26 protein-coding genes are annotated in these 23135 nt (G+C 61.3%); 11 read left to right on the top strand and 15 right to left on the bottom strand.

Features of this window, described 5'->3' with window-relative positions:
* The first annotated feature begins 158 nt into the window (after positions 1–158).
* Together BCCGELA001_RS27395 and BCCGELA001_RS27400 are read left to right on the top strand one after the other, a co-directional pair.
* Positions 159–911, top strand: a complete 753-nt coding sequence (locus BCCGELA001_RS27395; RefSeq protein WP_008565118.1) for a hypothetical protein — start codon at positions 159–161, stop codon at positions 909–911.
* A gap of 60 nt (positions 912–971) precedes the next feature.
* Positions 972–1640 carry a hypothetical protein gene (locus BCCGELA001_RS27400; protein ID WP_008565120.1) on the top strand — a complete coding sequence of 223 codons (669 nt, stop codon included), beginning with the start codon at positions 972–974 and terminating at the stop codon, positions 1638–1640.
* Positions 1641–1697: 57 nt separating this feature from the next.
* Here BCCGELA001_RS27400 and BCCGELA001_RS27405 read toward each other — a convergent pair whose 3' ends face one another.
* From BCCGELA001_RS27405 to petA, 8 genes are all read right to left on the bottom strand, one after another.
* A complete protein-coding gene (locus tag BCCGELA001_RS27405) occupies positions 1698–2495 on the bottom strand; it encodes a hypothetical protein (protein WP_060736747.1) in 798 nt (265 codons plus the stop codon).
* Between the two features lie 128 nt (positions 2496–2623).
* Positions 2624–3163 carry an adenine phosphoribosyltransferase gene (locus BCCGELA001_RS27410; RefSeq protein WP_025038155.1) on the bottom strand — a complete coding sequence of 180 codons (540 nt, stop codon included), beginning with the start codon at positions 3161–3163 and terminating at the stop codon, positions 2624–2626.
* Between the two features lie 149 nt (positions 3164–3312).
* Positions 3313–5478 carry an anthranilate synthase component I gene (locus BCCGELA001_RS27415; RefSeq protein WP_060736748.1) on the bottom strand — a complete coding sequence of 722 codons (2166 nt, stop codon included), beginning with the start codon at positions 5476–5478 and terminating at the stop codon, positions 3313–3315.
* A gap of 253 nt (positions 5479–5731) precedes the next feature.
* The gene (locus tag BCCGELA001_RS39485) at positions 5732–6034 is read right to left on the bottom strand and encodes a type II toxin-antitoxin system RelE/ParE family toxin (RefSeq protein ID WP_442855147.1); all 303 of its coding nucleotides are present in this window, start codon (positions 6032–6034) and stop codon (positions 5732–5734) included.
* On the bottom strand, positions 6022–6249 hold the full coding sequence (locus tag BCCGELA001_RS27425; protein ID WP_008560743.1) for a hypothetical protein: 228 nt from the start codon (positions 6247–6249) through the stop codon (positions 6022–6024). The genes BCCGELA001_RS39485 and BCCGELA001_RS27425 overlap by 13 nt, the downstream gene beginning before the upstream one ends.
* 42 nt (positions 6250–6291) lie before the next feature.
* On the bottom strand, positions 6292–6966 hold the full coding sequence (locus BCCGELA001_RS27430; RefSeq protein WP_008560745.1) for a dienelactone hydrolase family protein: 675 nt from the start codon (positions 6964–6966) through the stop codon (positions 6292–6294).
* Between the two features lie 281 nt (positions 6967–7247).
* Positions 7248–9320: a cytochrome b/c1 gene (fbcH, locus tag BCCGELA001_RS27435; RefSeq protein ID WP_008560753.1), complete on the bottom strand. Its 2073-nt coding sequence runs from the start codon at positions 9318–9320 to the stop codon at positions 7248–7250.
* Between the two features lie 62 nt (positions 9321–9382).
* Complete coding sequence (gene petA / locus BCCGELA001_RS27440; RefSeq protein ID WP_060736750.1) at positions 9383–9913, bottom strand: ubiquinol-cytochrome c reductase iron-sulfur subunit; 531 nt, start codon at positions 9911–9913, stop codon at positions 9383–9385.
* A 279-nt stretch (positions 9914–10192) separates the two neighbouring features.
* Between petA and BCCGELA001_RS27445 the strand changes: the two genes are divergently transcribed.
* From BCCGELA001_RS27445 to BCCGELA001_RS27475, 7 genes are all read left to right on the top strand, one after another.
* Positions 10193–10645: a tRNA (cytidine(34)-2'-O)-methyltransferase gene (locus BCCGELA001_RS27445; protein ID WP_008560757.1), complete on the top strand. Its 453-nt coding sequence runs from the start codon at positions 10193–10195 to the stop codon at positions 10643–10645.
* A 24-nt stretch (positions 10646–10669) separates the two neighbouring features.
* Positions 10670–11302: a 7-carboxy-7-deazaguanine synthase gene (gene queE, locus BCCGELA001_RS27450; protein ID WP_060736751.1), complete on the top strand. Its 633-nt coding sequence runs from the start codon at positions 10670–10672 to the stop codon at positions 11300–11302.
* A 17-nt stretch (positions 11303–11319) separates the two neighbouring features.
* The gene (locus BCCGELA001_RS27455) at positions 11320–11685 is read left to right on the top strand and encodes a 6-pyruvoyl trahydropterin synthase family protein (RefSeq protein ID WP_008560771.1); all 366 of its coding nucleotides are present in this window, start codon (positions 11320–11322) and stop codon (positions 11683–11685) included.
* 15 nt (positions 11686–11700) lie between these two features.
* Complete coding sequence (gene hemF / locus BCCGELA001_RS27460; RefSeq protein ID WP_193409787.1) at positions 11701–12588, top strand: oxygen-dependent coproporphyrinogen oxidase; 888 nt, start codon at positions 11701–11703, stop codon at positions 12586–12588.
* On the top strand, positions 12579–13325 hold the full coding sequence (locus BCCGELA001_RS27465; protein WP_144441491.1) for an HAD family hydrolase: 747 nt from the start codon (positions 12579–12581) through the stop codon (positions 13323–13325). The genes hemF and BCCGELA001_RS27465 overlap by 10 nt, the downstream gene beginning before the upstream one ends.
* A 287-nt stretch (positions 13326–13612) precedes the next feature.
* Positions 13613–14659 carry a hypothetical protein gene (locus tag BCCGELA001_RS27470; RefSeq protein ID WP_144441492.1) on the top strand — a complete coding sequence of 349 codons (1047 nt, stop codon included), beginning with the start codon at positions 13613–13615 and terminating at the stop codon, positions 14657–14659.
* 116 nt (positions 14660–14775) lie between these two features.
* Positions 14776–14979: a YodC family protein gene (locus BCCGELA001_RS27475; RefSeq protein WP_008560792.1), complete on the top strand. Its 204-nt coding sequence runs from the start codon at positions 14776–14778 to the stop codon at positions 14977–14979.
* Between the two features lie 281 nt (positions 14980–15260).
* On the opposite strand, the gene BCCGELA001_RS27480 is transcribed toward BCCGELA001_RS27475, so the two are convergent.
* The 6 genes from BCCGELA001_RS27480 to BCCGELA001_RS36245 form a co-directional block, all read right to left on the bottom strand.
* Positions 15261–17027, bottom strand: a complete 1767-nt coding sequence (locus BCCGELA001_RS27480; protein ID WP_063921111.1) for an adenylate/guanylate cyclase domain-containing protein — start codon at positions 17025–17027, stop codon at positions 15261–15263.
* Positions 17028–18058: 1031 nt separating this feature from the next.
* The gene (locus tag BCCGELA001_RS27485; protein WP_060737872.1) at positions 18059–18529 is read right to left on the bottom strand and encodes a nuclear transport factor 2 family protein; all 471 of its coding nucleotides are present in this window, start codon (positions 18527–18529) and stop codon (positions 18059–18061) included.
* Positions 18530–19497: 968 nt separating this feature from the next.
* Positions 19498–19752 (bottom strand): PepSY domain-containing protein, encoded by a 255-nt coding sequence (locus BCCGELA001_RS27490; protein ID WP_060736752.1) that lies wholly within the window; start codon positions 19750–19752, stop codon positions 19498–19500.
* A 278-nt stretch (positions 19753–20030) separates the two neighbouring features.
* The gene (locus BCCGELA001_RS27495) at positions 20031–20435 is read right to left on the bottom strand and encodes an EF-hand domain-containing protein (protein ID WP_008560800.1); all 405 of its coding nucleotides are present in this window, start codon (positions 20433–20435) and stop codon (positions 20031–20033) included.
* Between the two features lie 104 nt (positions 20436–20539).
* Positions 20540–20830: a hypothetical protein gene (locus tag BCCGELA001_RS27500; protein WP_144441493.1), complete on the bottom strand. Its 291-nt coding sequence runs from the start codon at positions 20828–20830 to the stop codon at positions 20540–20542.
* Between the two features lie 63 nt (positions 20831–20893).
* Positions 20894–21142, bottom strand: coding sequence for a hypothetical protein (locus BCCGELA001_RS36245; RefSeq protein ID WP_083543400.1), 249 nt, complete (start codon positions 21140–21142; stop codon positions 20894–20896).
* Positions 21143–21345: 203 nt separating this feature from the next.
* Between BCCGELA001_RS36245 and BCCGELA001_RS27505 the strand changes: the two genes are divergently transcribed.
* Both BCCGELA001_RS27505 and BCCGELA001_RS27510 read left to right on the top strand, forming a co-directional pair.
* Positions 21346–21579, top strand: a complete 234-nt coding sequence (locus BCCGELA001_RS27505; RefSeq protein ID WP_060736753.1) for a DUF2933 domain-containing protein — start codon at positions 21346–21348, stop codon at positions 21577–21579.
* Positions 21554–22042, top strand: a complete 489-nt coding sequence (locus BCCGELA001_RS27510) for a hypothetical protein (protein ID WP_236840755.1) — start codon at positions 21554–21556, stop codon at positions 22040–22042. The genes BCCGELA001_RS27505 and BCCGELA001_RS27510 overlap by 26 nt, the downstream gene beginning before the upstream one ends.
* 96 nt (positions 22043–22138) lie before the next feature.
* On the opposite strand, the gene BCCGELA001_RS27515 is transcribed toward BCCGELA001_RS27510, so the two are convergent.
* Positions 22139–22744: a hypothetical protein gene (locus BCCGELA001_RS27515; RefSeq protein WP_144441494.1), complete on the bottom strand. Its 606-nt coding sequence runs from the start codon at positions 22742–22744 to the stop codon at positions 22139–22141.
* Between the last annotated feature and the right edge of the window lie 391 nt (positions 22745–23135).

Genomic DNA, 23135 nt, shown 5'->3' on the forward strand with positions numbered 1-23135 from the left:
TTGGCCAACGATGTGCCGAGGAATTGAATTCTCCCTTGTTTCTGCCATGTTCGCGCCCAACAGCAGACTTGGGACATCCTTGGGGCATCCTTGGGACATCGATTTGGGGCCCGGCCGATTGCGACCTCGCGATCGGGGGCGCGCGTTAGGGGACAGCAATGGCAAAGCCGGCAGTGGTTGTGGTGGGCGCGGACAAGGGCGGGGTCGGCAAGACCACGGTGTCGCGTACCTTGCTCGATTATTTCTCAGCCAACAACGTGCCGACGCGCGCCTTCGACACGGAGTCGCCGCGCGGAACCCTGAAGCGCTTCCACCCCGACATCACCGAGATCGTCGACATGACGACCACGGCCGACCAGATGAAGATCTTCGACACGCTCAATGCGGTCAGCCCTTCGGTCACCGTGATCGACGTCCGCGCCGGCCTGCTCTCGCCGGCCCTGGCTTCGCTGCGCGACATCGGCTTCCTCGACGCCGCCAAGGCCGGCCAGATCACCTTCGCCGTGTTCCACATCCTCGGACCCTCGATCGCCTCGCTGGAGGAAATCGCGGAAACGGCGGGCTTCATGACCGGCGCGAAATATTTCCTGGTGAAGAACTTCATCAACGACACCCAGTTCTTCCAGTGGGACCAGGCGACCTACAACTCCTATTTCCACCGCATCAAGGACGCGACCGAGCTGACCATCCCCAAGCTCAACGAAATGGCCTATGAGCAGGTCGAAGTGTCCTCCGTCCCGTTCCTGAAATTCGTCGCCAATAAGGGCATCAACGACGAGGCCGCGAACTATTCCTTCGTGCTGCGCGGCTATGTCCGGCATTGGCTGGCCAACGTCTGGAGCGAGTTCGACCGCATCCGCCTGACCGACATCGTCGGTTCGAAATCCGTCACCCGCAACAGCGAAAAATAGTTGCGAAGCCCGGGCTGATACGGCTGGATTGGGCGGTGAGTTGGCCTGATATAGCTGTCAATGCCCGCAACGCCCGTCTACATCATCTGCTCGCCCCGCCCGCAGGTCGGCAAGACCCTGCTGGCGCGGCTTTTGAGCGAATTCCTGCTGCTCAAGAACGGCAACGTCGCGGCCTTCGACGTCAATCTGAAGGAGCCGTCGCTGCTCGATTACCTGCCGAAGGTGACCGAGACCGCCGACGTCATCGACACCTACGGCAAGATGCAGCTGATGGACCGCGTCATCGTCGATGACGGTCTCGCCAAGGTGATCGATCTCGGCTTCCACGCCTTCGACGAGTTCTTCAAGATGACCGATGAGATCGGCCTCCTGAAGGAGGCCGCGCGCCGCCATGTGGCGCCGATGATCCTGTTCGTCGCCGACACCGACCGCGCCTCGGCCCGCGCCCACGAGATGCTGCGCGGGCAGATCCCGCGCATGAACCTGGTCACGGTGGACAACGAATACATCGTGCGCGGCGAGCTGCCGCCCGCGATGGCAGGCGGCCGGCTGTTCCGCCTGCCCGCACTGCCCGGCTTCCTGAAGACCTATATCGACCGGCTGAACTTCTCCTTCACCGGCTACCTGCGCCAGGAGAAGGACTCCTCGACCGAGCTGCACCAGTGGACCCGGCGGAACTACATCGCCTTCCGCGAGCTCGAGCTCAGCCTGATATTGCAGCGGTCTTGACCGTCCTTCCGGCGAAGGCCGGGACCCAAGAAGGCAGGACGACTTCATATCCTAAGCTTACTGAGAAGATTCCAAGGACACGGCGATCACATCAAACAGCTCAATATTGGCCCGAATTCCGAGCACAAACTCGCTGGCATCCCCTCCTCCGCCATATAATCGACTCCCGTCGACAAGCTGATTGAAGGGCTCATTCCCTCCCAACTCAAATACGAATGCGGGATCGTCGGCGTGAGAGATCCGAAACATCAATGGCATCTGGGTACAATAGGGGCTCCCGCCGAGATCGGTGCTGACCTCGAAGACGAGACCGCAGTCCAAATTCTTATGCCAGCGATTGCGACGCCGCTTGAATGCGAGCGCCGAGCTGAACTCATCGATGAAAGGAAGGACGTCTCGCTTCTTTCCTGTCCAACCGGTCGTCTGGATTCCCAGACGCTCGCCCTCCCGCCTCTTCTGCATCCTGATGAAGGCCAATTCGCTGTTCGCAAACTCCCTGTCAAACCAGGTTTTGTTCAAATGCTCATACAAGCCTCTGACGAGGGGAGGAGCTTGAAATGGAGGTTCGACAAAATCCCTGACCGCAAAGAGCTCGTCCAAAAATGCAGAACGGTATTTTGGTTCGATGCCAAAATACCGCGTCTCGGAAAGGACCTTTCCCGCGCATCGCATTGTCTCCAAGGCGACCTCATCCCAGTATCGATTGAGCAAGTCCGCCTGGTTCTCGCCCCAGAACTCGATCATGCGATTCTGCCATGCCCTGTGCAACGCAAAGCCGCGCGCCTCAAAGGCGAGTTGTGTCGAAACACGTCCTGGCCAGTTTGCGAGTGCGGTCAGGAGAGGATGATCTTCCATGACGAAATCTCACCGCAATCGAGCTCCATCAGCGGAGCCGACGGCATCACACGACGTTCCGCGATTTTCGAGATCAGCGTGATGCTGCAGAACTCTTGACCAACGTCCCGAAGGACGAACGATGAAGCTCAATGCCCCTCGAACGTCATCAGCGTGCGGACCGGCACGTCCATGGCGCGCAGCTTGGCGGCGCCGCCGAGCTCGGGCAGGTCGATGATGAAGCAGGCGGCAACCACATTGGCCCCGATCTGGCGCAGCAGCTTCACCGCGCCCTCGGCGGTGCCGCCGGTGGCGATGAGGTCGTCGACCAGGATGACGCGCTCGCCGGGATGGATCGCGTCGACGTGCATCTCCATCTCGTCGATGCCGTATTCCAGCGAGTAAGCGATGCGCACCGTGGTGTGCGGCAGCTTGCCTTTCTTGCGGATCGGCACGAAGCCGGCCGAGAGCTGGTGCGCCACCGCCCCGCCGATGATGAAGCCCCGCGCTTCCATTCCGGCGACCTTGTCGATCTTGTTGCCGGCCCAGGGATTGACGAGCTCGTCGACCGCGCGGCGGAACGCCCGCGCGTCCGCAAGCAGGGTCGTGATGTCGCGGAACATGATCCCGGGCTTGGGATAGTCCGGGATGGTACGAACGCTGGCCTTGATGTCGTGATCAAAAGTCATGATTATCTCGCGTTGGTTGTCTCCCCGTCATTGCGAGCGAAGCGAAGCAATCCAGACTTTCTTCCCGGCGGCAGCCTGGATTGCTTCGTCGCCAGCGCAAAAATTGCTTCGCAATTTTGTCGCGGGCTCCTCGCAATGACGACACTCATTCAATTCGCCCCAACATCCAGCCGGAACGCATTTTCGACAATACGTAGTCCCACCTCGCCACTGAGCGACATCAGCGATTCCGGATGGAATTGCACGCCGGCCACCGGCAGTGTCTTGTGCTCCAGCGCCATGGCAACGCCGTCCTCGGTGCTCGCTGTCACGCTCAGAACCTCGGGCATGCTGTCGCGCTCGACATAGAGCGAGTGATAGCGGCCGATGACGATCTCGTTCGGCAGGTTGCGCATCAGCCGGCCGCCGCGCACCTGCACCCGTGAGGGCCGGCCGTGGGCGGGATGGGTGAGCTGACCGAGCTCGCCGCCGAAATATTCGCCGATCGCCTGTACGCCGAGGCAGACGCCGAACACCGGCAGCTTCTTCTCGAGCGCGGCATCGATGGTCTTCCTGATCGCGAAATCCTCCGGCCTGCCGGGCCCGGGCGACAGCACCAGCAAATCCCACTTCTTCTGCTTGAGCATGTCGAGCGCATGCACATAGCGAACCACGGTGACGCTGGCGCCGACCTGGCGGAAATAATCGGCGAGCATGTGTACGAAGCTGTCATCATGGTCGATCAGCAATACCTGCTTGCCGCTGCCGGTCGCATCCGGCGCGAAGGTTGACAGCGGCTTCGGCGGATCGCCGCGCAGTGCCTGGAACAGCGCGGCGGCCTTGACCTGGCATTCGCGGTCCTCCGCGGCGGGATCTGAATCGAACAGACAGGTGGCGCCGACGCGCACTTCGGCGAGGCCATCCTTCATGCGGATGGTGCGGATGGTGAGGCCGGTGTTGATGCTGCCGTCGAAATTCACCGCGCCGATCGCGCCGGCATACCAGCGCCGCGGCGAGCGCTCGTGATCCTCGACGAACTGCATCGCCCAGAGCTTTGGCGCACCGGTCACGGTGACGGCCCAGGCATGGGTCAGGAAGGCATCGAGCGCGTCGAAGCCGGGGCGCAGCATGCCCTCGACGTGGTCGACGGTGTGGAACAGCTTCGAATAAGTCTCGATCTGCCGCCGCGCCAGCACCTTGATGGTGCCGGGCACGCAGACACGCGCCTTGTCGTTGCGATCGACGTCGGTGCACATGTTGAGCTCGAACTCGTCCTTCTCCGAGTTCAGCAGCTGGCGGATCTGCTCGGCGTCGCCGATTGCATCCCTGCCGCGCGCGATCGTGCCGGAGATCGGGCAGGTCTCGACGCGGCGGCCGTCCGAGCGCACGAACATTTCCGGCGAAGCCGAGACGAGAAACTCGCCCTCGCCGAGATTCATCAGCGCGCCATAGGGCGACGGGTTGATGACGCAGAGCCGCTGGAACACTTCGGCCGGGGAGCGTTCGCAGGGCTCCGCGAAGAGCTGGCCCGGCACCGCCTCGAAGAGATCGCCGCGCGCAAAAGCGGCGCGCGCGGTCTCGACCGTGGCCTGATATTCGCCGGGCGCGTGATCGGCAAAGCCCTGGCGCGGCGTCTTCAGATACGGGCTGTCGGCGGTCTCGCGCGGCAGGCCCTCGGTGGACTTGCCGTTCCAGGCGAAGTCGTATGCGAGCACGACGCCGCGGCCCGTGGCGCGGTCATAGGCCAACAGGCGATCGGGGACATAGAGCACGATGTCGCGCTGATCGGCCTCGCGCGGGCGCTTCTGCACGAGGTCCTCGATCTGGAAGACGAGGTCGTAGGCGAAGGCGCCGAACAGGCCGAGCAGCCCGTCATCGTTGGCGGAGAAGGCGGCAATGATATCGCGCACCAGCGACATCACGCTGGCGCGCCGGGTGCGCTGGTCCTCCTCGACCGGAGCATCGCCGCGGATGATGTGGCCGGCCAAGCACGTGACGGTCTTCTCGGAGATCACCACGCAGGGCTCGCGTAGCACGTCGCCGAGGAAGGCGATCAGCACCTGCCCGCGTTCGTTCAGCGCTTCCAGCTTGAAATTGACGCCCGTGGTCTCGAGCTTGAGCGGCGGATCGGAGAAGCCGAGATCGAAGCTCTCGTAGCGGCCGGGCACGGTCGTGCCCGAGGACAGCACCACGCCGCGGCGGCGGTCGAGCAAGCTGATGAGGTCGTCGAGCCGGTTGGCGCCGCCGGTGAACTGCTCGGCCACGCGCGTGATCGCAAGACCTGCGCGGGTCACGTAGTCGCTTCTGGCCGGGAGGGCAAAGACGGTCCTGTTCATGTCGTCCTCTTACGAAACTTGCCGAGGGAACGCCACACAGGACAAACGATCAGGCCGCCGCGCTGTGCTGGCGACCTCAGACGATTTGGGAAAGGAAAATCGCACCGGCCACCTCGTCAGGAGGTGCGCCACCAAAGACGGGCTGGGCGGACGGCGGTGCTCATGGGGCGGATACTCACCACGGCGCGGGGGTGGCGTCAAGGGCGGCGGGGCGCCACGATATGGCTTGCCGGTAACAAGGTCGAGTTTCGGATCAGACCACCTCTTCCGGTTTCGGCGCGTCACGCCGTCCATGGCGCACGTGGATAACCTCCAGCGCATCGCCAGTGACGCGATAATAGATCAGGTATGGAAACGGGACGATCGGAAAAACCCGGACTCCGACCATATCAGTCCCGCGCCCAAGGCCTGGATACTTCGCGAGCAATTGGCTGGCAGACTGGATACGTCTCACGACCGCACTCGCGGCACGCTGGTCGTGATGCGAGATATATTCGTGAATTCCGTCAATATCAGTACGGGCACGCCGTGCGTACCGAAGCTTCACAGCCCGCACTTCTTCCAGAGCGTGGCCATTTCCTCGTCAGTCGCGAACTCGCCTCGCTCGGCTTGGCCAAGCCCCTCGAGCACAGCCGATCTATGCTCGTCAGGCACTACGAACAGAACGTCGTCGTTAGCGACGATCTGTTCGAGTACCTCGGCGACATAGGCCTGCCGATCTTCCGGCAGCTTTCTCACCTTCTCGATCACATCTTCCAAGACCTTGGTCATGGTCGGTATATATACCACTTGGGCCCCGAAAACGACCCGCCCCTACCCCAGATGCTTCCGGAAGAACTCCGTCGCCCGGCCCCAGGCGAGCTCGGCGGCTTCGCGGTCGTGCACGGCCTGGCGCTGCTCGTTGACGAAGGCGTGCTCGGCATCATAGCGGAACAGCTCGAGCGACTTGCCGGCGGCCTTCATCGCCTTTTCGAAGCCGTTGACCAGTTCCGGCGTGCACCAATCGTCCTTGTTGGCGAAATGGGCCTGGAGCGGGATCTTGACGTCGGCGGGCTTGGCCGCCTGCTCGGGGGGAATGCCGTAGAACACGACGCCGGCCGCGAGCTCCGGGATCTTGGTCGCGCCGATGATGGTGACGGCGCCGCCGAGGCAGAAGCCCGTCAGGCCGACCTTGGCGCCATTGCGCGACAGATATTGCGTGGCGCCGCGCACGGTCTGGGTGGTGGCGTCCATGAAGTCGAGCGAGTTCATCTCCTTGTTGGCGCTGTCCGTGTCGTGATAGGGCACCACCTTGCCCTTGTAGAGATCGGGCGCGAGCGCATCGAAGCCGGCGAGCGCGAAGCGGTCGCACAGGCCCTTGATCTGGTCCGACAGGCCCCACCATTCCTGGATCACGACCACGCCCGGCGCGTTGCCGCGTGCGGCATTGGCGAGATAGCCGGAGGCATCCTGGCCGTCCGGGCGCTTGAAAGTGATGGCGGTTCCCATGGTGTCCTCCAACGCGTTTTTGGGAGAGCGGTTGGCGGTATTTTGGCGGGTACGAGCGTGGGACGCAATCGCGCCAAACAACACAGTCTCGTGCCCCAGATGCAATGCAGCGCGCCGCCTTTCGCGGCGTGATGCGTTGCTGATCCGGGGCCCAGCGACAAGGATGCTGGGTCCCGGCTCTGCGCAGCAGCGTTGCACGCTGCAGCGCGTCCGGGACACACGTAGGTCAGCAACAAAAAAGCCCCCTTGCGGGGGCTTCTTCATTTCTCGTGTCACGCCGCTCAGTGCGAGGCGGCCCAGACCTTCTTCTTGGTGAAGTACATCAGGCCCACGAAGATGATCAGGAAGACGAAGACCTGGAAGCCGAGGCGCTTGCGCGCTTCCATGTGCGGCTCGGCGGTCCACATCAGGAATGTCGTGACGTCCTTGGAATATTGCGCGACCGTGGTCGGCGCACCGTCGTCATAGGTCACCTGACCGTCGCTGAGCGGCTTCGGCATCTTGATCGCGTGGCCCGGGAAGTACTTGTTGTAATAGGAACCCTCCGGGATGGTGACGCCCTCCGGTGTCTTCTCCTCATAACCCTGGAGCACCGCGGTGACATAGTCGGGCCCCTGCTCCTGGTACTGGGTGAAGACGTCGAAGATGAACCAGGGGAAGCCACGCTTGTAGGAGCGCGCCTTGGTGATCAGGGACAGGTCGGGCGGCGCCGCACCGCCGTTCGCGGCACGCGCAGCCTGCTCGTTCGGGAACGGCGAGGGGAAATAGTCCGCCGGCCGGCCCGCCCGCTCGAACATGTCGCCTGCATCGTTCGGGCCGTCCTTGACCTTGTACTCGGATGCAAACGCCGAGGCCTGGGCCACCGAATAGCCGGGCCCGCCCGGCTCGGCGAGGTTGCGGAAAGCGACGTAGGACAGGCCGTGGCAGCTGGCGCAGACCTCCTTGTAGACCTTCAGGCCGCGCTGGAGCGCACCGCGGTCGAACTTACCGAAAGGGCCCGAGAACGACCATTTGTTGCCCGGCGGCTTGTCGCCGCCCTCGGCCGCTTTCGCGCTGTCCATCGAGCCTGCGAACAACGAAGCGGCGAGCGCCAGCACGATCGCGGTCGAGACCATCGGCGTCGACCGGCTCCCGGTCTTGGCCAGCACCGCATCCGAGATCGAGTTCGGAACCGGCCGCGGCCTCTCGATGCGTGCGAGCACCGGCAGCACGATCAGGAAGTAGGCGAAGTAGCAGAACGTCAGGATCCGGCCGGCAATGACGTAGATGCCTTCCGGCGGCTGTGCGCCGAGATAGCCGAGCAGGATGCAGACCGCGACGAAGATCCAGAAGAACTGCTTGGCCAGCGGACGATACTTCGACGACCTGGTTTTCGCGCTGTCGAGCCATGGCAGGAAGCACAGGATGATGATCGCTCCGAACATCGCGATGACGCCCGCGAGCTTGTCCGGGATCGAGCGCAGGATCGCGTAGAACGGCAGGTAGTACCATTCCGGCACGATGTGCGGCGGCGTCACGCCCGGGTTCGCCGGAATGTAGTTGTCGGCGTCGCCGAGATAATTCGGCATGTAGAAGATGAACCAAGCGTAGAGCAGCATGAAGCAGGCGACGCCGAACATGTCCTTGATGGTGGCATGCGGCGTGAACGGCACCGTGTCCTTCTCCGTCTTCGGCTCGACACCGTCGGGGTTGTTCTGGCCGGCGACGTGCAGCGCCCAGACGTGGAGCACGACGACGCCCGCGATCACGAAGGGCAGCAGATAGTGCAGCGAGAAGAAGCGGTTCAGCGTCGGGTTGCCGACTGCGTACCCGCCCCACAGCAGCGTCACGATGCTCTCGCCGACATAGGGAATCGCGGAGAACAAATTGGTGATGACGGTGGCGCCCCAGAAGCTCATCTGGCCCCACGGCAGCACGTAGCCCATGAAGCCCGTCGCCATCATCAGGAGGTAGATGATGACGCCGAGGATCCACAACACCTCGCGCGGCTCTTTGTACGACCCGTAGTAAAGGCCGCGGAACATATGGACGTAGACCGCAACGAAGAACATCGAAGCGCCGACCGCGTGCATGTTGCGCAGCAGCCAGCCGTAGTTCACGTCACGGACGATCAGCTCGACCGACTTGAAGGCGAGATCGGCGTTCGGCGTGTAATGCATCGCCAGGATCACGCCGGTCAGGATCTGCATCCCCAGCATGAAGGAGAGGATGGCGCCGAAGGTCCACCAATAGTTCAGGTTGCGCGGGGTGGGATAGGCGACGAAGGAGGAATGGATGAGACCAAAGATCGGCAGGCGCCGCTCGATCCATTGCAGGGCCGGATGACTCGGCTGGTAGTCGGATGGTCCGCTCATGATGCGATCCTGAGGAAATAGTACGACGAGACGGCGCGAAGCTTCGGACTAAGGCCCGAAGTTCAGCCGATCTGGATTTTGGTGTCGGAAACGAATGTGTACGGCGGCACAGCTAGGTTCGAGGGCGCAGGGCCCTGGCGGATGCGGCCGGACGTATCGTATACCGAACCATGGCAGGGGCAGAAGAAGCCGTCGTAGCTGCCTTCATGAGCGATCGGGATGCAGCCCAGATGGGTGCAGATGCCGATGACGACCAGCCACTGCTCGTGACCGGACTTGACGCGGGCATCGTCGGCTTGCGGATCGGGCAGGCTCGCCACGTTGACGGCGCGCGCCTCGTCGATCTGCTTCTTGGTGCGGTGGCTGATGTAGATCGGCTTGCCGCGCCAGAACACCTTGATGTCCTGGCCCTCGGCGATCGGGCTGAGATCGACCTCGATCGGCGCACCGGCGGCGATGGTCGAAGCGTCCGGATTCATTTGAGAGATGAAGGGCCAGAGCGCAGCCGCACCCCCTACTGCTGCAAATGCCCCGGTTGCAACGAATAAGAAATCACGGCGTGTCGGATGGTCCGCCGAAGACGCTGTCGTCACGATTCCAACCCTTTCTTCTGTGCGACCGGTGGAACCGCTCCAGGGGGCGCCCATGAGGTCCCCGGAAAGGCTGCCGGCGCCCGCGGCCCCCCCGCGGCGGCAGAACTTTGCTTGCTCACGCCCAAAATGGGGAAAACAGCAGTCCAGAATCGTTCTATTGGCACCCTTGCCGGGCGAGCGCAAGCCCGCTATCGGCGCGGGAGCGTGCAATGCACGAATTCCGGGGCGAGCGATGTTTTATTGAGACATTTTGCGCCCGCAACCAGCCCGTCGTCGCCCATGCAGATAGCTCTTTTTCAGCCCGACATCCCCCAGAACACCGGCACGATTCTCAGGCTCTGCGCCTGTCTCGGAATGGCAGCCCACATCATCGAACCCGCCGGCTTCCCGGTCTCCGACCGCCATTTCCGCCGGGCGGGAATGGATTACCTCGACCATGTCAGCATCACCAGGCACGACTCCTGGGCGAGATTCGAGGAGTGGCGTGCGGCACAAGGCTACCGCCTGCTGCTGTTCACCACCAAAGGGGACACCGACTACCGCGATTTTCATTACCAGACGTCGGACATCCTGCTATTCGGGCGCGAGAGCGCCGGCGTCACCGACGCGGTGGTCGAGGCCGCCGATGCCCGGCTGGTGATCCCGATCACCCCAGGGCTGCGGTCGCTCAATGTGGCCATGACCGCGGCGATGGCCGCCGGCGAGGCGCTGCGCCAGATCCGGAACCCGTAAGTTCGATGGCTTGAGGAGAGACGAGTGAGTTACGCGGTCAAGGAAATCTTCCTGACCCTGCAAGGCGAAGGCGCCCATGCCGGGCGCGCGTCGGTGTTCTGCCGTTTTGCCGGCTGCAATCTCTGGAGCGGCCGCGAGGCGGATCGCGCCGAGGCGACCTGCAAGTTCTGCGACACCGATTTCGTCGGAACCGACGGCACGCTCGGCGGCCGCTACGCCTCGGCCGCGGAACTCGCCGATACCATTGCCGCACAATGGACAGGGACGGCCGCCAACCGCTACGTGGTGCTGACCGGCGGCGAGCCGCTGCTCCAGGTCGATGCCGCCCTGATCGAGGCGCTGCACGCCCGCGGCTTCGAGATCGGGGTCGAGACCAACGGCACGATCGCAGCCCCTGATGGTCTCGACTGGATCTGCGTCAGCCCCAAGGGCGGCAGCGAGCTCGTGCAGCGTCGCGGACACGAGCTGAAGCTGGTGTATCCGCAGGCGCTGGCGGCACCCGAGGCGTTCGAGGACCTCGCCTTCGAGCGCTTCTCGTTGCAGCCGATGGACGGACCCGAGGTCATCCAGAACACCGCACGCGCGATCGACTATTGCCTGCGCCACCCGCAATGGCGGCTGAGCGTGCAGACGCACAAGTCGCTCGGCATCAGATAGGATTGGTTTTCGAACAGATGTGGGAATTGACGAAATCGTTCCGCTTCGAAGCGGCGCACTCCCTCTCGGGCACGACGTTCGGGGCGGCGAGCGAAGAGATCCACGGCCACTCCTTCCGCGCCGAGGTGACGGTGCGCGGCACGCCGGACCCCGAGACCGGCATGGTGGTCGATCTCGGCCTGCTCCAGCGCGCCATCGAGGACGTGCGCCTGATGCTGGACCACAAGTACCTCAACAAGATCGAGGCGCTGGGCACACCGACGCTGGAGAACCTCTCGCGCTTCGTCTGGGAGCGGCTCGCCCATATCGGCAAGCTCACCCGCGTCAGCATCCACCGCGACAGTTGCAACGAGAGCTGCACCTATTACGGTCCGCAGGGCTGACGAATGGCATCCCTGATGGACCCGACGCTGATCGACGACCGCAAGGCCCGCGCCCGCGCCTGGTTCGAGCGCCTGCGCGACGACATCTGCGCAAGCTTCGAGCGGCTGGAGGACGACGCGCCGCAAAGCCTCTATCCGGGCGAGGCCGGCCGCTTCAAGCGCACGCCCTGGCAGCGCACCGATCACACCGGCGCGGCCGGAGGCGGCGGCGTGATGTCGATGATGTCGGGCCGCCTGTTCGAGAAGGTCGGCGTGCATTGCTCGACCGTGCACGGCGAATTCGCCCCCGAGTTTCGCGCGCAGATACCGGGCGCCGCGGACGATCCGAAATTCTGGGCCTCCGGCATCTCGCTGATCGCGCATCTGCGCAATCCGCACGTCCCTGCCGTGCACATGAACACGCGCTTCGTCGTCACCACCAAGGCCTGGTTCGGCGGCGGCGCCGACCTAACGCCGGTGCTGGCGCGACGGCGGGCGCAGGAGGATGCCGACAGCGTCGCCTTCCACGCCGCAATGAAGGAAGCCTGTGCGCAGCCGAACGGCGTTGCCGATTACGACAAATACAAGAAGTGGTGCGACGAATATTTCTACCTGCCACATCGCAAGGAGGCGCGCGGCATCGGCGGCATCTTCTACGACTGGCACGACAGCGGCGATTGGGACGCAGATCTTTCCTTCACCCAAGACGTCGGCCGCGCCTTCCTGAAAATCTATCCCGAGATCGTCCGGCGCAATTTCGCGACCGCCTGGACGGCGGCGGACCGCGAGGAGCAGTTGATCCGGCGCGGACGCTATGTCGAGTTCAACCTGCTCTACGACCGCGGCACCATCTTCGGGCTGAAGACCGGCGGCAATGTGGATTCGATCCTGTCGTCGCTGCCGCCGGAGGTGAAATGGCCGTGACCACGATGATGTCCCTCCCCCGCGCCATGCTGATCGACATGGACGATACCATCCTGTCGGCCTATGGCCGGCCCGAGATCGCCTGGAACACGATCACGGCCGAGTTCGCGGACGAGCTGGCACCGCTGCCGCCGCCGCTGGTCGCAACCGCGGTGCTGGCCTTTGCGCGAAACTTCTGGGCCAATGCGGAAGCGGCATGGCGGCTGAAGCTCGCCGAGGCCCGGCACCTCACCGTCAAGGGCGGCTTTGCCGCGCTCGCCGCGGCCGGCCACCGCGCCCTGCCCGACGACCTCGCCATCCGCCTCGCCGATCGCTTCACCGCCTATCGCGAGGAGGAGATGTTCGTCTTCCCCGGCGCGCATGATGCGATCGACAAGTTGAAGGCGCTCGGCGTCAAGCTGGCACTGGTGACCAATGGCGCCGCCGACACCCAGCGCGCCAAGGTCGAGCGCTTCGAGCTCGCGCACCGCTTCCACCACATCCAGATCGAGGGCGAGCACGGCTTCGGCAAGCCCGAGGAGCGCGCCTATCTGCACGCGATGGAGGCGCTCGGCGTCACCGCCAAGGACACCTGGATGATCGGCGACAATCTCGAATGGGAAGTCGTGACGCCGCAGCGCCTCGGCATCTATTCGATCTGGATCGACGTGCATGGCGACGGCCTGCCCGAGGGCTCGACGGTGAAGCCCGATCGCATCATCCGTTCGCTGACCGAGCTGTTGCCGCAGCTGCCGTAACCGTGCCCAAAACGGAAGCCTCGAAAACAACCCCATGCACAGTAGCGCATTGCTGCAAAATCAAGGGCTTACGGATTTCACGAAAAATCTCTGCTCCGTCGGGCAAAACAGGGGTATGATGGCATGGTCTCGAGGGTGCGACCGGCGCCTGATCGAGATTCCGGTCGGCCCGTGGCTGCGCGATATCCGACAACTCCCCTGCTTCACCTGAAGTGAAATGCTTCACAATCCGCAATCCGGGATTGCGGTACCCTCGCTGCGATGGCGCGGGGTGGGTTGGAGGCACCATGGAGCAGAACAAGGACGCAGCGCGCGCGTACTCCCGGACCGGGCCACTGAGGTGGCTAACGCAATTCGATCGCCGATTGACTCTCGTCAAGGGCCTCTCGCTGGTGACGGTGCTGAGCAGCCTCCTCGTCGGCTACTTCCAGTATCTGAACTCCTATCGGGAGAAGGTGAGCGCGCACGCCAAGGAGAACATGCAGACCGCGGCGGAGGCGTTCGACAGCATCGCAACGAAGTTTTCCAAGGTTCAGGCCCTGCAACAGCAGTTGTTTTCCGACTATACGATTGTACTCGATGATCACGCCGACGCCGACGAACAAGCTCTCGCCGTCAAGAGCGCTCTGGAAAATCTGAAGGGCTATGAAGAGGCCCAACTGGCCTTGTTCGAGACGAGCGCGTTGCTGGCGCGCAAGGCGCAGATGCACATCGATTGGGCCACGCATTTCAGGCTCAATCCGTATGAGCAGCAAACTCCGACCAGTGATCCGCTCGACCAGACCCTGCTCCGGGCCTTCGACTTCGATTGCAATCATAACTTGCCGCAATTCGCGCCTGCGAAAGGCGCCGCGACGGCCACCCCGCGCGTGTCCGCCGAGAATGCGTGCTCGGTGGCCGGGCATAATTGGGATCCGCCCCATTCATATGTCGATATTTGCCCCAAGAACCGGGAAAAGGCCGGGTCCAACGAGTCCGTCACGATTCACTGGTTCAGCGCGAAGCATCAGGTGGTGGTGATGCACTATTGTCTTCGCAATCTGCACGAAAAACTGGCGCCGGTGCGCTCCTGGGCCGCGCAGCCCGACGCAAAGCCCGCGGGGAAGATGTCATCACCAGTCGATCGCGACCGCATTCAGACCGCGCTTGACCTTCAAGCCAGGCGGCTCAACGCCTTCATGAACCTCGCGACATTCCACATGGACGGAATCCGAGAGGCCTATCGTCCAGACAGCTTCGCCTGCCATGTCCCGATCGTGACGTCCGTGGTCGGTCTCTTCAACGACGCTTGCAGCCCGATCAAGACGACACCGATCCTCGCCGTCAAGCGTTGATATCGCGCAAGAATTCAGGACGGTCGACGCTGTAGACCGATGCCAGCCATCGGTGATCACGCTGTCATGACCACCTGTTAGCCTCGTCCGGCTCGATCAAATCGGAAGGACAATCCATGGAATTGAAAGCCGGCGATGTCGTGATGCTGAAATCCGGCGGCCAGCCGCTGACCGTCGCGGAAGTGAAGCAAGACGAGGTGCTCTGCCTCTGGATGGGCATGGAAGGCGATCTGTTCCGCGAGACGCTGCCGCTGGCGACGCTGGTACAGGTGGAGGAGGAAGACGACGAGGACGACGAAGATGACGACGATGAAGAATAAGCGCGCCTAGGATCGCATCCTCGCTGGATCGGAGCGTTCCGCTCCTGAGTTCCCGATGTCCGCTGCTCCGCCAACTCCGGCGCGATAGCGACATTGCTGGACTGTCGGCTAGGGTCATATGCGGGCTTTCGGCCGTTTCAGCCTTTGGTCCCTTGGCACGCCGCAAGCCGACGTCCGGGCGTAAAGACAGATAGGCGCTAGGTCCATACGCCGACGCCGGCCGAAGCCACCACCAGGTAAGGGTCACTCAATAACTTCAGCCCAGCACCAGGCTACCATGATCATTCCGGCAGCCCGGCGTGCCGCAATGCTTCCTCCAATCGCGCGAGGTTTGCGGCATGTCGATGGGGGCCGGCCACATCTTTGTAAGTGGAAACGCGTAGCGTGGGATTCAGCTGCTGCAGCCGCACCACTGCCTTATGTGCCTGCTCTGCCCGCCCGGCCATTGCATTGCTCATTGCAGCGACACGTAATGCTGATGAAAAGTCCGGATTATCTTGCAATGCCATTGCTGCCCAAACGGCCGCTTCTTCATAGTCGCCTAGCATGAAATGTGCATGCGCGACGCCGCTTTGCATTGGCGTGACCCACGGTCCAAGTGGACTTAGGCGCATGGCCCGTGCGAAGCGCTCGATCGCTAGTTTCGGCTCCCCAAGGTAGTTTTTCACCCAGCCGCCGTAATACCATGACTCGGCCAAGTTAGAATTTAGCCCCAGGGCCCGATCGATTAAAGCCGCGCCTCCTTCGAGATCGCGGACAACGTAAGCGATTGCCCATCCGCTGGCGGCGAGCGCGATCGCGTCTCCCTGGCCCAGTTCGATCGCCCGTCGAGCAAGCATCGTCACTTCAGCAATCTCGTTCACGGTGTTTGAGCTCCAGCCACTGCTTTTGGCATGGGCGTAACAAAAGGCGGCACGACCGTAGGCCGGCGCAAAATCTGGGTCGAGATCGATCGCGCTGTGAAAGAGGCGCAATGCCTCGTTGTTCGCTTCTCGACTAGTAAACCGATAGAAACTGGCTAAACCGCGTAGATAACTATCATGAGCGTCGAGACTCTCGGTCGGCTTGCGCTTGACACGCTCAATCTCGGCTTTTTCCATTGCCGGCGCGATCGCCCCGACAATACTTCCGGTCACCTGATCCTGAAGATCGAAGATGTCGCCGAGCCCGCCATCAAACCGGTTCGCCCACAGATGTGCTCCAGTGGCGGTATCGACGAGCTGTCCCGTGATGCGCACGCGGTTGGCCGCTTTGCGAACACTCCCTTCTAAGACGTAGCGCACCCCAAGCTCGCGCCCTACCTGCTTCACGTCAACTGCCCGTCCCTTGTAGGTGAAGCTGGAGCTGCGAGCGATAACGAACAGCGCCTTGAAATGAGATAGCGCGGTGATGATGTCATCGACCATGCCATCGGCAAAGTAGTCCTGATCCGGATCACGGCTCATGTTAGTGAACGGTATCACGGCGATAGAAGGCTTGTCTGGCAATGCCAGTACGGGCGTTGCCGATTGCGTCGGCACCCCGAGAGCAGATGCTGCAATCCGGAAGACATGGACCGGCCGCGCGATGTTCTTGAGCTGCCGCTCTCCCAGATCCTCGAAGGCTAAGTCCAGCTTGTCCCGCACCTGATCGTGCACGACTCTGCTTACGCAGACCCCGTTGGATTCGGCGATTCCTTCGAGCCGCGCTGCAACATTGACGCCGTCGCCATAAATATCGTCGTCGTCGATAATGATGTCGCCGAGGTTGATGCCAGTACGGAACTGAATGCGATGATGCGCCGGCACGTCGGTATTGCGATCCTGCATCGCGCGCTGGACCTCGACCGCGCATTGGACAGCCTCGACCACGCTCGGGAATGCGATCAGGAGGCCATCACCAGTCGTCTTGACGATGCGGCCCTGGTGCTCGGCAATCTTCGGGTCGATCAGCTCTTGACGATGGGTCTTGAGAGCCGCCAAGGTCCCTGTCTCGTCGGCACCCATTAGTCGGCTATAGCCGACAACGTCGGCCGCTACGATGGCGACGAGCTTCCGGGCCATGCTCATGCCCACTCAGGTTCGAGGGCTTGGAACACCATTCTATCCGACGAACTGCCCACGGTCATCTGGTCCGCAGCGCGCTCAGGAATATGGGTTTTAAGTCACAAGCCGCGAACAGGTCCGCATTCCATCAGCATCGCCGGAGCGTTGCGCTCGACTGCAAACATCCTGGCCCGGTGAGCCGACGGGGTAGCGGCTCCGCTTCAACGGCAGCGAAGGGTCAACAGCGGTCGTGGACGCCACCGCTAGGGCGAAGCCCACCATCCGTTGGGAAATGGCTCAAGCACTGTCCATTCGATTTGGTTGTCGTTCTCAGCGGGCCTGAGAGCTCCTGCATTTCGGCTTGGTGGCGTGTAGCGACGGAGTCGGACAGACGTGGTGCCTAGATCACAACCTTGAAGCCGGCGCGAAGCATGGCGTCTAGAGCGCGATACAGGCGCAGCGCGGGTGCTTCGCTCGGCATCTTCGACCAGACCTCGAAGATCTTCCAATTCCGAGAGCTGAGAGGCAAGCTCGCCAAGTCGTTGGAGATAAATTATTGCGCGAGAGCTTCGCATAAATGTCCTCCACAGTTACAAAAGGCACTCTTAGAAATTATCGGGGGCCGGGAAATAATGGTAATCTAACTCGACCGGGAGTTGGCTTTCAATACGTCAGGCTCGTTGCCCCAAACTCCAATCGTCTAGAAGCGGACGCCGGATTGGCAGGGCTCCAGGTTGGAAATGACCAACCGTCAACATGACCGTTACGCCAAGCACCATCCCCGCCGTCTCGAAGCACGTTCCTTGGAACAAGGGGAAGATCATCGGCGCAAAGCCGCCGCTCCGTCCGAAGCACGTTTGGTCAATCCGAACCAAGCTCCAGGTCGAAGGCCGAATGCGCGCGGGCGGCGCGGCAGGTCAGCAATGGGCCACTTGCAGACATCGCGCGAGCGGTGTCGAGGCGCCGGGACTTTGCTTTCGGACGACGTGCAGCAAGATCAAACGCCCACCCTCCAAAGAGGATGGGCGCGTGGTGACTTACGACGTGATGACGTCCTACTTCTTCTCGGCGCTGGCTTCCTTAGCTGGAGGCGGCTTCATGCCGACGGTCAACTGGCGGATTTTCAAAGCGCCGCCTTCACGTATGTCGACGGCGCCCCAGAACACTGTGACCTTGGTGGCGTCGCCGCTCTTAGGGTCCTTACCGAAGATGTCGGTCTCGCCGTTGGCAACGACCAGATCGTTGTTGATGACCGACATGTTGCCGACTCTGATCTCAATATGATCGGTGCCGTTCTTGAAGTTGCTTTCGTATACGGTCTTAAGATCGGAAAATACACCGCTCGGGTTAATCTGAACCCCGTCCTTTGTATAGAGCGCAGCGACACAGGTCGCGTCTTTCCTGGCGACGCAGTCGGCGTAGGCGACGGCTAATTTTTCGGCCTCCTGCTTGACCTCATCGGCGAATGCCGGCGCAGAGATGAAAGCGGAAGAACACAATGCCAGGAGCAATGAAGGTCGCTTCATGACAACTTCCCCTCTGGTTGTGATGCACAATTGCATCGCGACGTCCTCCTGACGTAGGACGTCGCGTTGCATTTGGCCCGAGGGGCATTCTTTCGTTAGGCTGTAATACTACCGGCTTGGGAGTATATGCCATTTTGCACCGCTTGGCGCGCCAACATTGATCATCGACGACGGGGACGGGCATTCCTCCTCCGAGTCAGCATTCTCCAGCGCGAACACCGCGCTCGGAGAATGCGGCGAGTGCGGTCGGGAAAGTCAGGCTAGTTGACGCAAGTGACAATGAAAGTGTCTCGCTCGACGCGCGCGATTGCCCACTTGTTCTATCCGCCGAGAGAACCTTTTTTAGCCCGGCTGGGACATTTTTGGGTAGTCTGCGATAGCGCTCGGCTTCGCAAGCTGGGGTCTGAAGGTGAAAGGAAATGAGCTAAACCACAGCAAGGGAGAACAACAATGGATCCCGGGAATAATCTTCGGCCGCCTAGCGAGCGCACTTATGGCTTGGAGCATGTAGCGGTTGGTTCGGACGTTCGGGTTTCGGCTATGAGTCTTGTTGGTGACGAATGTGTCGCTTGGCACTGGCATACTCAGATATGCGATTTTCTTTATTCTTGAAGGCACGGCCGTCATCGAAACTCACAATCCGGGCAACGCCGTGCACGTTAATGTCGGTGAGAGATATGACGTTATGCCGGGTGTCCCGCATCGTGTCACACCGCTAGACGGAAAAAGATGTCGGCTCATCTTGGTGCAGGGTGTCGGAAAGGCGGATTTTCATCTGGGGCGGCCTTGACATCCAATCCTGTTTTGGCGGGAATTCAATTTTCCCTTCGGGTCAAAAGCTGACGCTAGGCGGACAGCAGGGCAAAGTCAGCTTTGGGCCAATCGCGGACCGATCAATTCACTCCCTTCAAGGGCGGGGACGCAAGCGGCCTAGCGTCACGGCGCCCCCCTCCGGATGCCGTCAAGCTTTAATGGTCCGGCTTTTCGCGCGTGATGACGCCGGTTTTAGGGTCGGCATGAAATTCCATTTTCTGTCCGTTCTTAACGCCTTCGCCCTCCCACTGGCCGTCGTCGGCTTCAAGCTTGGTGACCTGCGAATAGCCCGACTCCATGACCTTGGCTTTCACTTGCTCCATTGGCATCCAGTCAGGTCCAGGTTGATCTGCTTTCGCTGCCGAACTCAGGGCAAAGGTACCGAGAACCAGTATCGCGACCAGCTTCATGACGAACCTCCTTTTGGGTGAGAGCTCCTCAACCGGAGCCCTGAAGTAGAGTTCCTCTTTGAGTATGCGTCAGTGCGACGCAAAGGGTGAACGTCCGGTCTGGGCCCAAAAGGCGACATTCGCGCAATGAACGGACGCCGCCAAAAACGGAAATGCTCCTTCAACCGGACACTGCCGCAGGCTCGACGCTACGGCGGCCTTCTTTGTGCGACATACGACGCTTGGCAGGAATAAGGGCGGCCGTTCCGCCCCGGCTCGTCCATGGACGAAGGATCGCGCTATTGCTGGGACGCCGGGGTCCGGCCATGCATGAAGGCTTGCATCTCTTCCTGCGTCACTTGGCCGTCCTTATTCCTATCCATTGCTTTGAAAATTCGCTCGTGCGCCGCCTGAAACTCCTGCATGGAGATTTGCCCGTCGCCATCGTCCATCAGAGCGAACATCATTCGGAACATCATCGGAGATCCCGTGGGGCGGCTCATCATGCCGCCCCCCATCATTCCTTGGTCCATCATGCCGCCTTGCCTCATTCCGCCCTGTCCCGTTGTACCGCCCTCTACCTGACCCATGCCATGGGAATGAGCTTGTGGGTTTGGCTGGGACTGTGCCACTGCATCGATGGAGCTATAGGCCAGCACGAGCGCAGATATCGTGAACCCCAAAACGCGAACTGTTGTCTTCATGGGAGTCTCCTCGTTTTCGCGCCAAAGCGCTTTGTCTCTGCCAATGCAGGTCTTTCGAGCGGTGTTCCGTCATCACCAACCGACCTCCGTGAAGTTACTCGGGGCTAGTTGGCGCGGATACCTCTTTGCCGCGGAACAGTCGCAATCAGTTGCGGCCAGAGATTGAAGAAGAACACAAAGACGATCGCGACGATCCAGCCATAGATCATGCTGGCGACAAGGCCATAAATGAAGCTCCCGACCGTGATCATTTTGAAACCGGGGAAGACGGTCGGCAGCAATTCATGACCCTTCAGCTCCGGGAACGCCAGCCAGAGAAGTACGCACAAAGCGTAGACCACCTGAAACAGCATGCAAGTTGCGAACATTGTTCGCGCATAAGGGAGGTTGGTCATGTCAGGTTACTCCTGTACGGCGGACGCAGCATAGGCGAGCCACGCCGTCCGTTCTCATTCAGCCTACTTTTTGTCACCCATGTGATGGGGCGTGGATGTTGCCGGTCCGCCGGTGTAGTGATGGCCGCCGGACTGGCCGGTGGTTTCCTTTCCGCTAGTTTCTTTCTTGCCCATGTGATGAGGCACTTCGGTCTTCGGCCCGCCCTGATAATGGTGACCGCTTTTTTCCGTGTCTTTCGTAGTTTGAGCTATCGCGGGAGCGGCTAGGAGAGAAGCGGTGGCCAGAACAGCGAAGAAATTCTTGGTAATCATGGATGTCCTCCGCTTGAGACAGATTGGTTGAAGTCGTTCCCATCAAATCACCCTCCTGAAATCGCGCTTTGACGCACATCAAGTGTCGTTGCGGACCGGAACCGCGGTTGATTTGCATCAATGTTATTCATGCGACATCTGCGAGATTGGTTTTGGTGGTTCTGTTGGCCTCAGGGCAAGCAGGCAATGGGTTGGATACTCCGATGACCTTGCCAGACCATGCTCACAATCAGGCTGGCGCACGCCGAGGCTTGTCGCGCAATTTCCTCATCATTCTGGGCCTTTCCGTCATTGCGGCTATCGCGGGAGCGTTGCTGTTCGCCCAGCATCAAGCTCATGTGCTCGGCACTCTGCTCTGGTTGCCCCTCCTGGCTTGTCCGCTCGTGCATTTCTTCATGCACGGGAGGCATCGTGGAGGTGGCCACCACCACGGTTGAGATGGGGAGCCGAATGCGTAGCAAGGAAGTCGGCTGGCCTTTCTCTTCGATCCTTCTGGGTCTTTCCGGCATTATCCTGATCGCGGTCGGCTGCTACTTCCTTTTCCTTCGCCCCGCATTACTCCCGGAGGACATCCGCTACATGAACCTCAGTTCGGCCGAGTTGCAGTCTCTCGGCCCGAAATTGGCATTGTGGCTTACCCATGTATTTCGCGTCATGGGTGGCTACATTATTGCGACCGGCGTGCTCGCGCTCACTCTGGTCACAACGGCATTTCGCCAAGGTAGCTCTTGGGCCTTGGCTGGTGCCATCGTTGCTGGCGTGGCCTCGATTGGCTGGATGGCCGCCGTCAACTTCATGATCAACTCGGACTTTAAGTGGGTGCTGCTCGGATTTGCGCTCATCTGGGCTGCAAGCATCGCGGCCTTCGCCGCGGAAGCTCGCCAGGCCAACCGTCGGTGATGTCCGATAGGGGTCACTTGCCAACTTGCGACCAAGTATCGACGGACTCAGCCAGGCAGCCAAAAGCGGACCTTGGCGCGAGCGGATCGCAGCCACTCAATTCGAAGTGATCTTGCCGCCCCGCATGGACACGAGCTTGTCCTCACGAAACCGGAGAATGAACCATGCGGTCTCATCGAAACCGTTTGCGAGCTTTCCCGCGTGAGAATACATCATCTGAGCAGCCTCCGACTCCGACGGCGGTCCCAGCGCTTTGACGACCTCCATCCGCGACATACCCAAATGCAGCTTGCCGTCGAAGACGACGTGCGCGAACTTTTCGGGGATGATGGGGCAATCGGTCGAGGTCTCCTTGTCTTTCTCGGCGAGCTCTTCCACGATCTGCGTGACGAGATGGTCCGGGCCACCCATCTCTCCGTGGGACACGACCCATAATCGATACTGCGCGCGCCTATAACACAGCCAATAGATGCTATCTCCAGCGTGGCCCTGGTGTTGGATGGCCCCTTCGCCCACGGCTTTGCGCACCGCGCCGAGCCGTGTCTCTTCGAAGCGGCCGGCGAATGCGCCGAGCGAAAAGCGGGTCGCCAACCTCTTCACGACCGTCGGCTTCACGCGCTCGAACGCTTGTTCGTCGATTGGCGGCGGCGGTGTCTGTGCGGAGCAGTCGCCCGCGGGGATCACGAAAAGCAGAAGCAGCACGAAGAGCGCCTTTCGACCATCAACTCCGAATTGCCTCACATTTGAGGTTAAGCGCTTCTGCATGATTCAATTGCTCATCATTTTATTTTGGCTCGATGCTTTCTTCATCCGCCGCCATTTCCCGAACCCGCTTCCGACCCTTGGTCGGGGTCACAACTCAAATGGTTCATACACGAACTCGGTCAGCATCCGGTTCGGGTCAGAGGCCGCCCTCGTTAGCCAAGATACCTTGATCACCCACCTCTCGGAAGCGGACGTAGCGGCGCCTTCGATCGGGATGTGCGCGGCAATGGAGCCACTGCGCGAATCGGCGACTTCAGGCTCGTGCTTGGGTCTCGTGTGGGGCAAACGAAAATCCTAAGGATGCCACGAGCGCAAAGTGATTTGTGAG

The organism is Bradyrhizobium sp. CCGE-LA001 (assembly GCF_000296215.2).
Taxonomy (GTDB): domain Bacteria; phylum Pseudomonadota; class Alphaproteobacteria; order Rhizobiales; family Xanthobacteraceae; genus Bradyrhizobium.

Excerpts from the sequence above, each read along its gene's own strand:
- BCCGELA001_RS27395 (WP_008565118.1), top strand. The coding sequence starts at position 159 with ATGGCAAAGCCGGCAGTGGTTGTGGTGGGCGCGGACAAGGGCGGGGTC.
- BCCGELA001_RS27400 (WP_008565120.1), top strand. The coding sequence starts at position 972 with ATGCCCGCAACGCCCGTCTACATCATCTGCTCGCCCCGCCCGCAGGTC.
- BCCGELA001_RS27405 (WP_060736747.1), bottom strand. The coding sequence starts at position 2,495 with ATGGAAGATCATCCTCTCCTGACCGCACTCGCAAACTGGCCAGGACGT.
- BCCGELA001_RS27410 (WP_025038155.1), bottom strand. The coding sequence starts at position 3,163 with ATGACTTTTGATCACGACATCAAGGCCAGCGTTCGTACCATCCCGGAC.
- BCCGELA001_RS27415 (WP_060736748.1), bottom strand. The coding sequence starts at position 5,478 with ATGAACAGGACCGTCTTTGCCCTCCCGGCCAGAAGCGACTACGTGACC.
- BCCGELA001_RS27425 (WP_008560743.1), bottom strand. The coding sequence starts at position 6,249 with ATGACCAAGGTCTTGGAAGATGTGATCGAGAAGGTGAGAAAGCTGCCG.
- BCCGELA001_RS27430 (WP_008560745.1), bottom strand. The coding sequence starts at position 6,966 with ATGGGAACCGCCATCACTTTCAAGCGCCCGGACGGCCAGGATGCCTCC.
- fbcH (WP_008560753.1), bottom strand. The coding sequence starts at position 9,320 with ATGAGCGGACCATCCGACTACCAGCCGAGTCATCCGGCCCTGCAATGG.
- BCCGELA001_RS27445 (WP_008560757.1), top strand. The coding sequence starts at position 10,193 with ATGCAGATAGCTCTTTTTCAGCCCGACATCCCCCAGAACACCGGCACG.
- BCCGELA001_RS27455 (WP_008560771.1), top strand. The coding sequence starts at position 11,320 with ATGTGGGAATTGACGAAATCGTTCCGCTTCGAAGCGGCGCACTCCCTC.
- hemF (WP_193409787.1), top strand. The coding sequence starts at position 11,701 with ATGGACCCGACGCTGATCGACGACCGCAAGGCCCGCGCCCGCGCCTGG.
- BCCGELA001_RS27465 (WP_144441491.1), top strand. The coding sequence starts at position 12,579 with ATGGCCGTGACCACGATGATGTCCCTCCCCCGCGCCATGCTGATCGAC.
- BCCGELA001_RS27470 (WP_144441492.1), top strand. The coding sequence starts at position 13,613 with ATGGAGCAGAACAAGGACGCAGCGCGCGCGTACTCCCGGACCGGGCCA.
- BCCGELA001_RS27475 (WP_008560792.1), top strand. The coding sequence starts at position 14,776 with ATGGAATTGAAAGCCGGCGATGTCGTGATGCTGAAATCCGGCGGCCAG.
- BCCGELA001_RS27480 (WP_063921111.1), bottom strand. The coding sequence starts at position 17,027 with ATGAGCATGGCCCGGAAGCTCGTCGCCATCGTAGCGGCCGACGTTGTC.
- BCCGELA001_RS27485 (WP_060737872.1), bottom strand. The coding sequence starts at position 18,529 with ATGAAGCGACCTTCATTGCTCCTGGCATTGTGTTCTTCCGCTTTCATC.
- BCCGELA001_RS27490 (WP_060736752.1), bottom strand. The coding sequence starts at position 19,752 with ATGAAGCTGGTCGCGATACTGGTTCTCGGTACCTTTGCCCTGAGTTCG.
- BCCGELA001_RS27495 (WP_008560800.1), bottom strand. The coding sequence starts at position 20,435 with ATGAAGACAACAGTTCGCGTTTTGGGGTTCACGATATCTGCGCTCGTG.
- BCCGELA001_RS27500 (WP_144441493.1), bottom strand. The coding sequence starts at position 20,830 with ATGACCAACCTCCCTTATGCGCGAACAATGTTCGCAACTTGCATGCTG.
- BCCGELA001_RS36245 (WP_083543400.1), bottom strand. The coding sequence starts at position 21,142 with ATGATTACCAAGAATTTCTTCGCTGTTCTGGCCACCGCTTCTCTCCTA.
- BCCGELA001_RS27505 (WP_060736753.1), top strand. The coding sequence starts at position 21,346 with ATGACCTTGCCAGACCATGCTCACAATCAGGCTGGCGCACGCCGAGGC.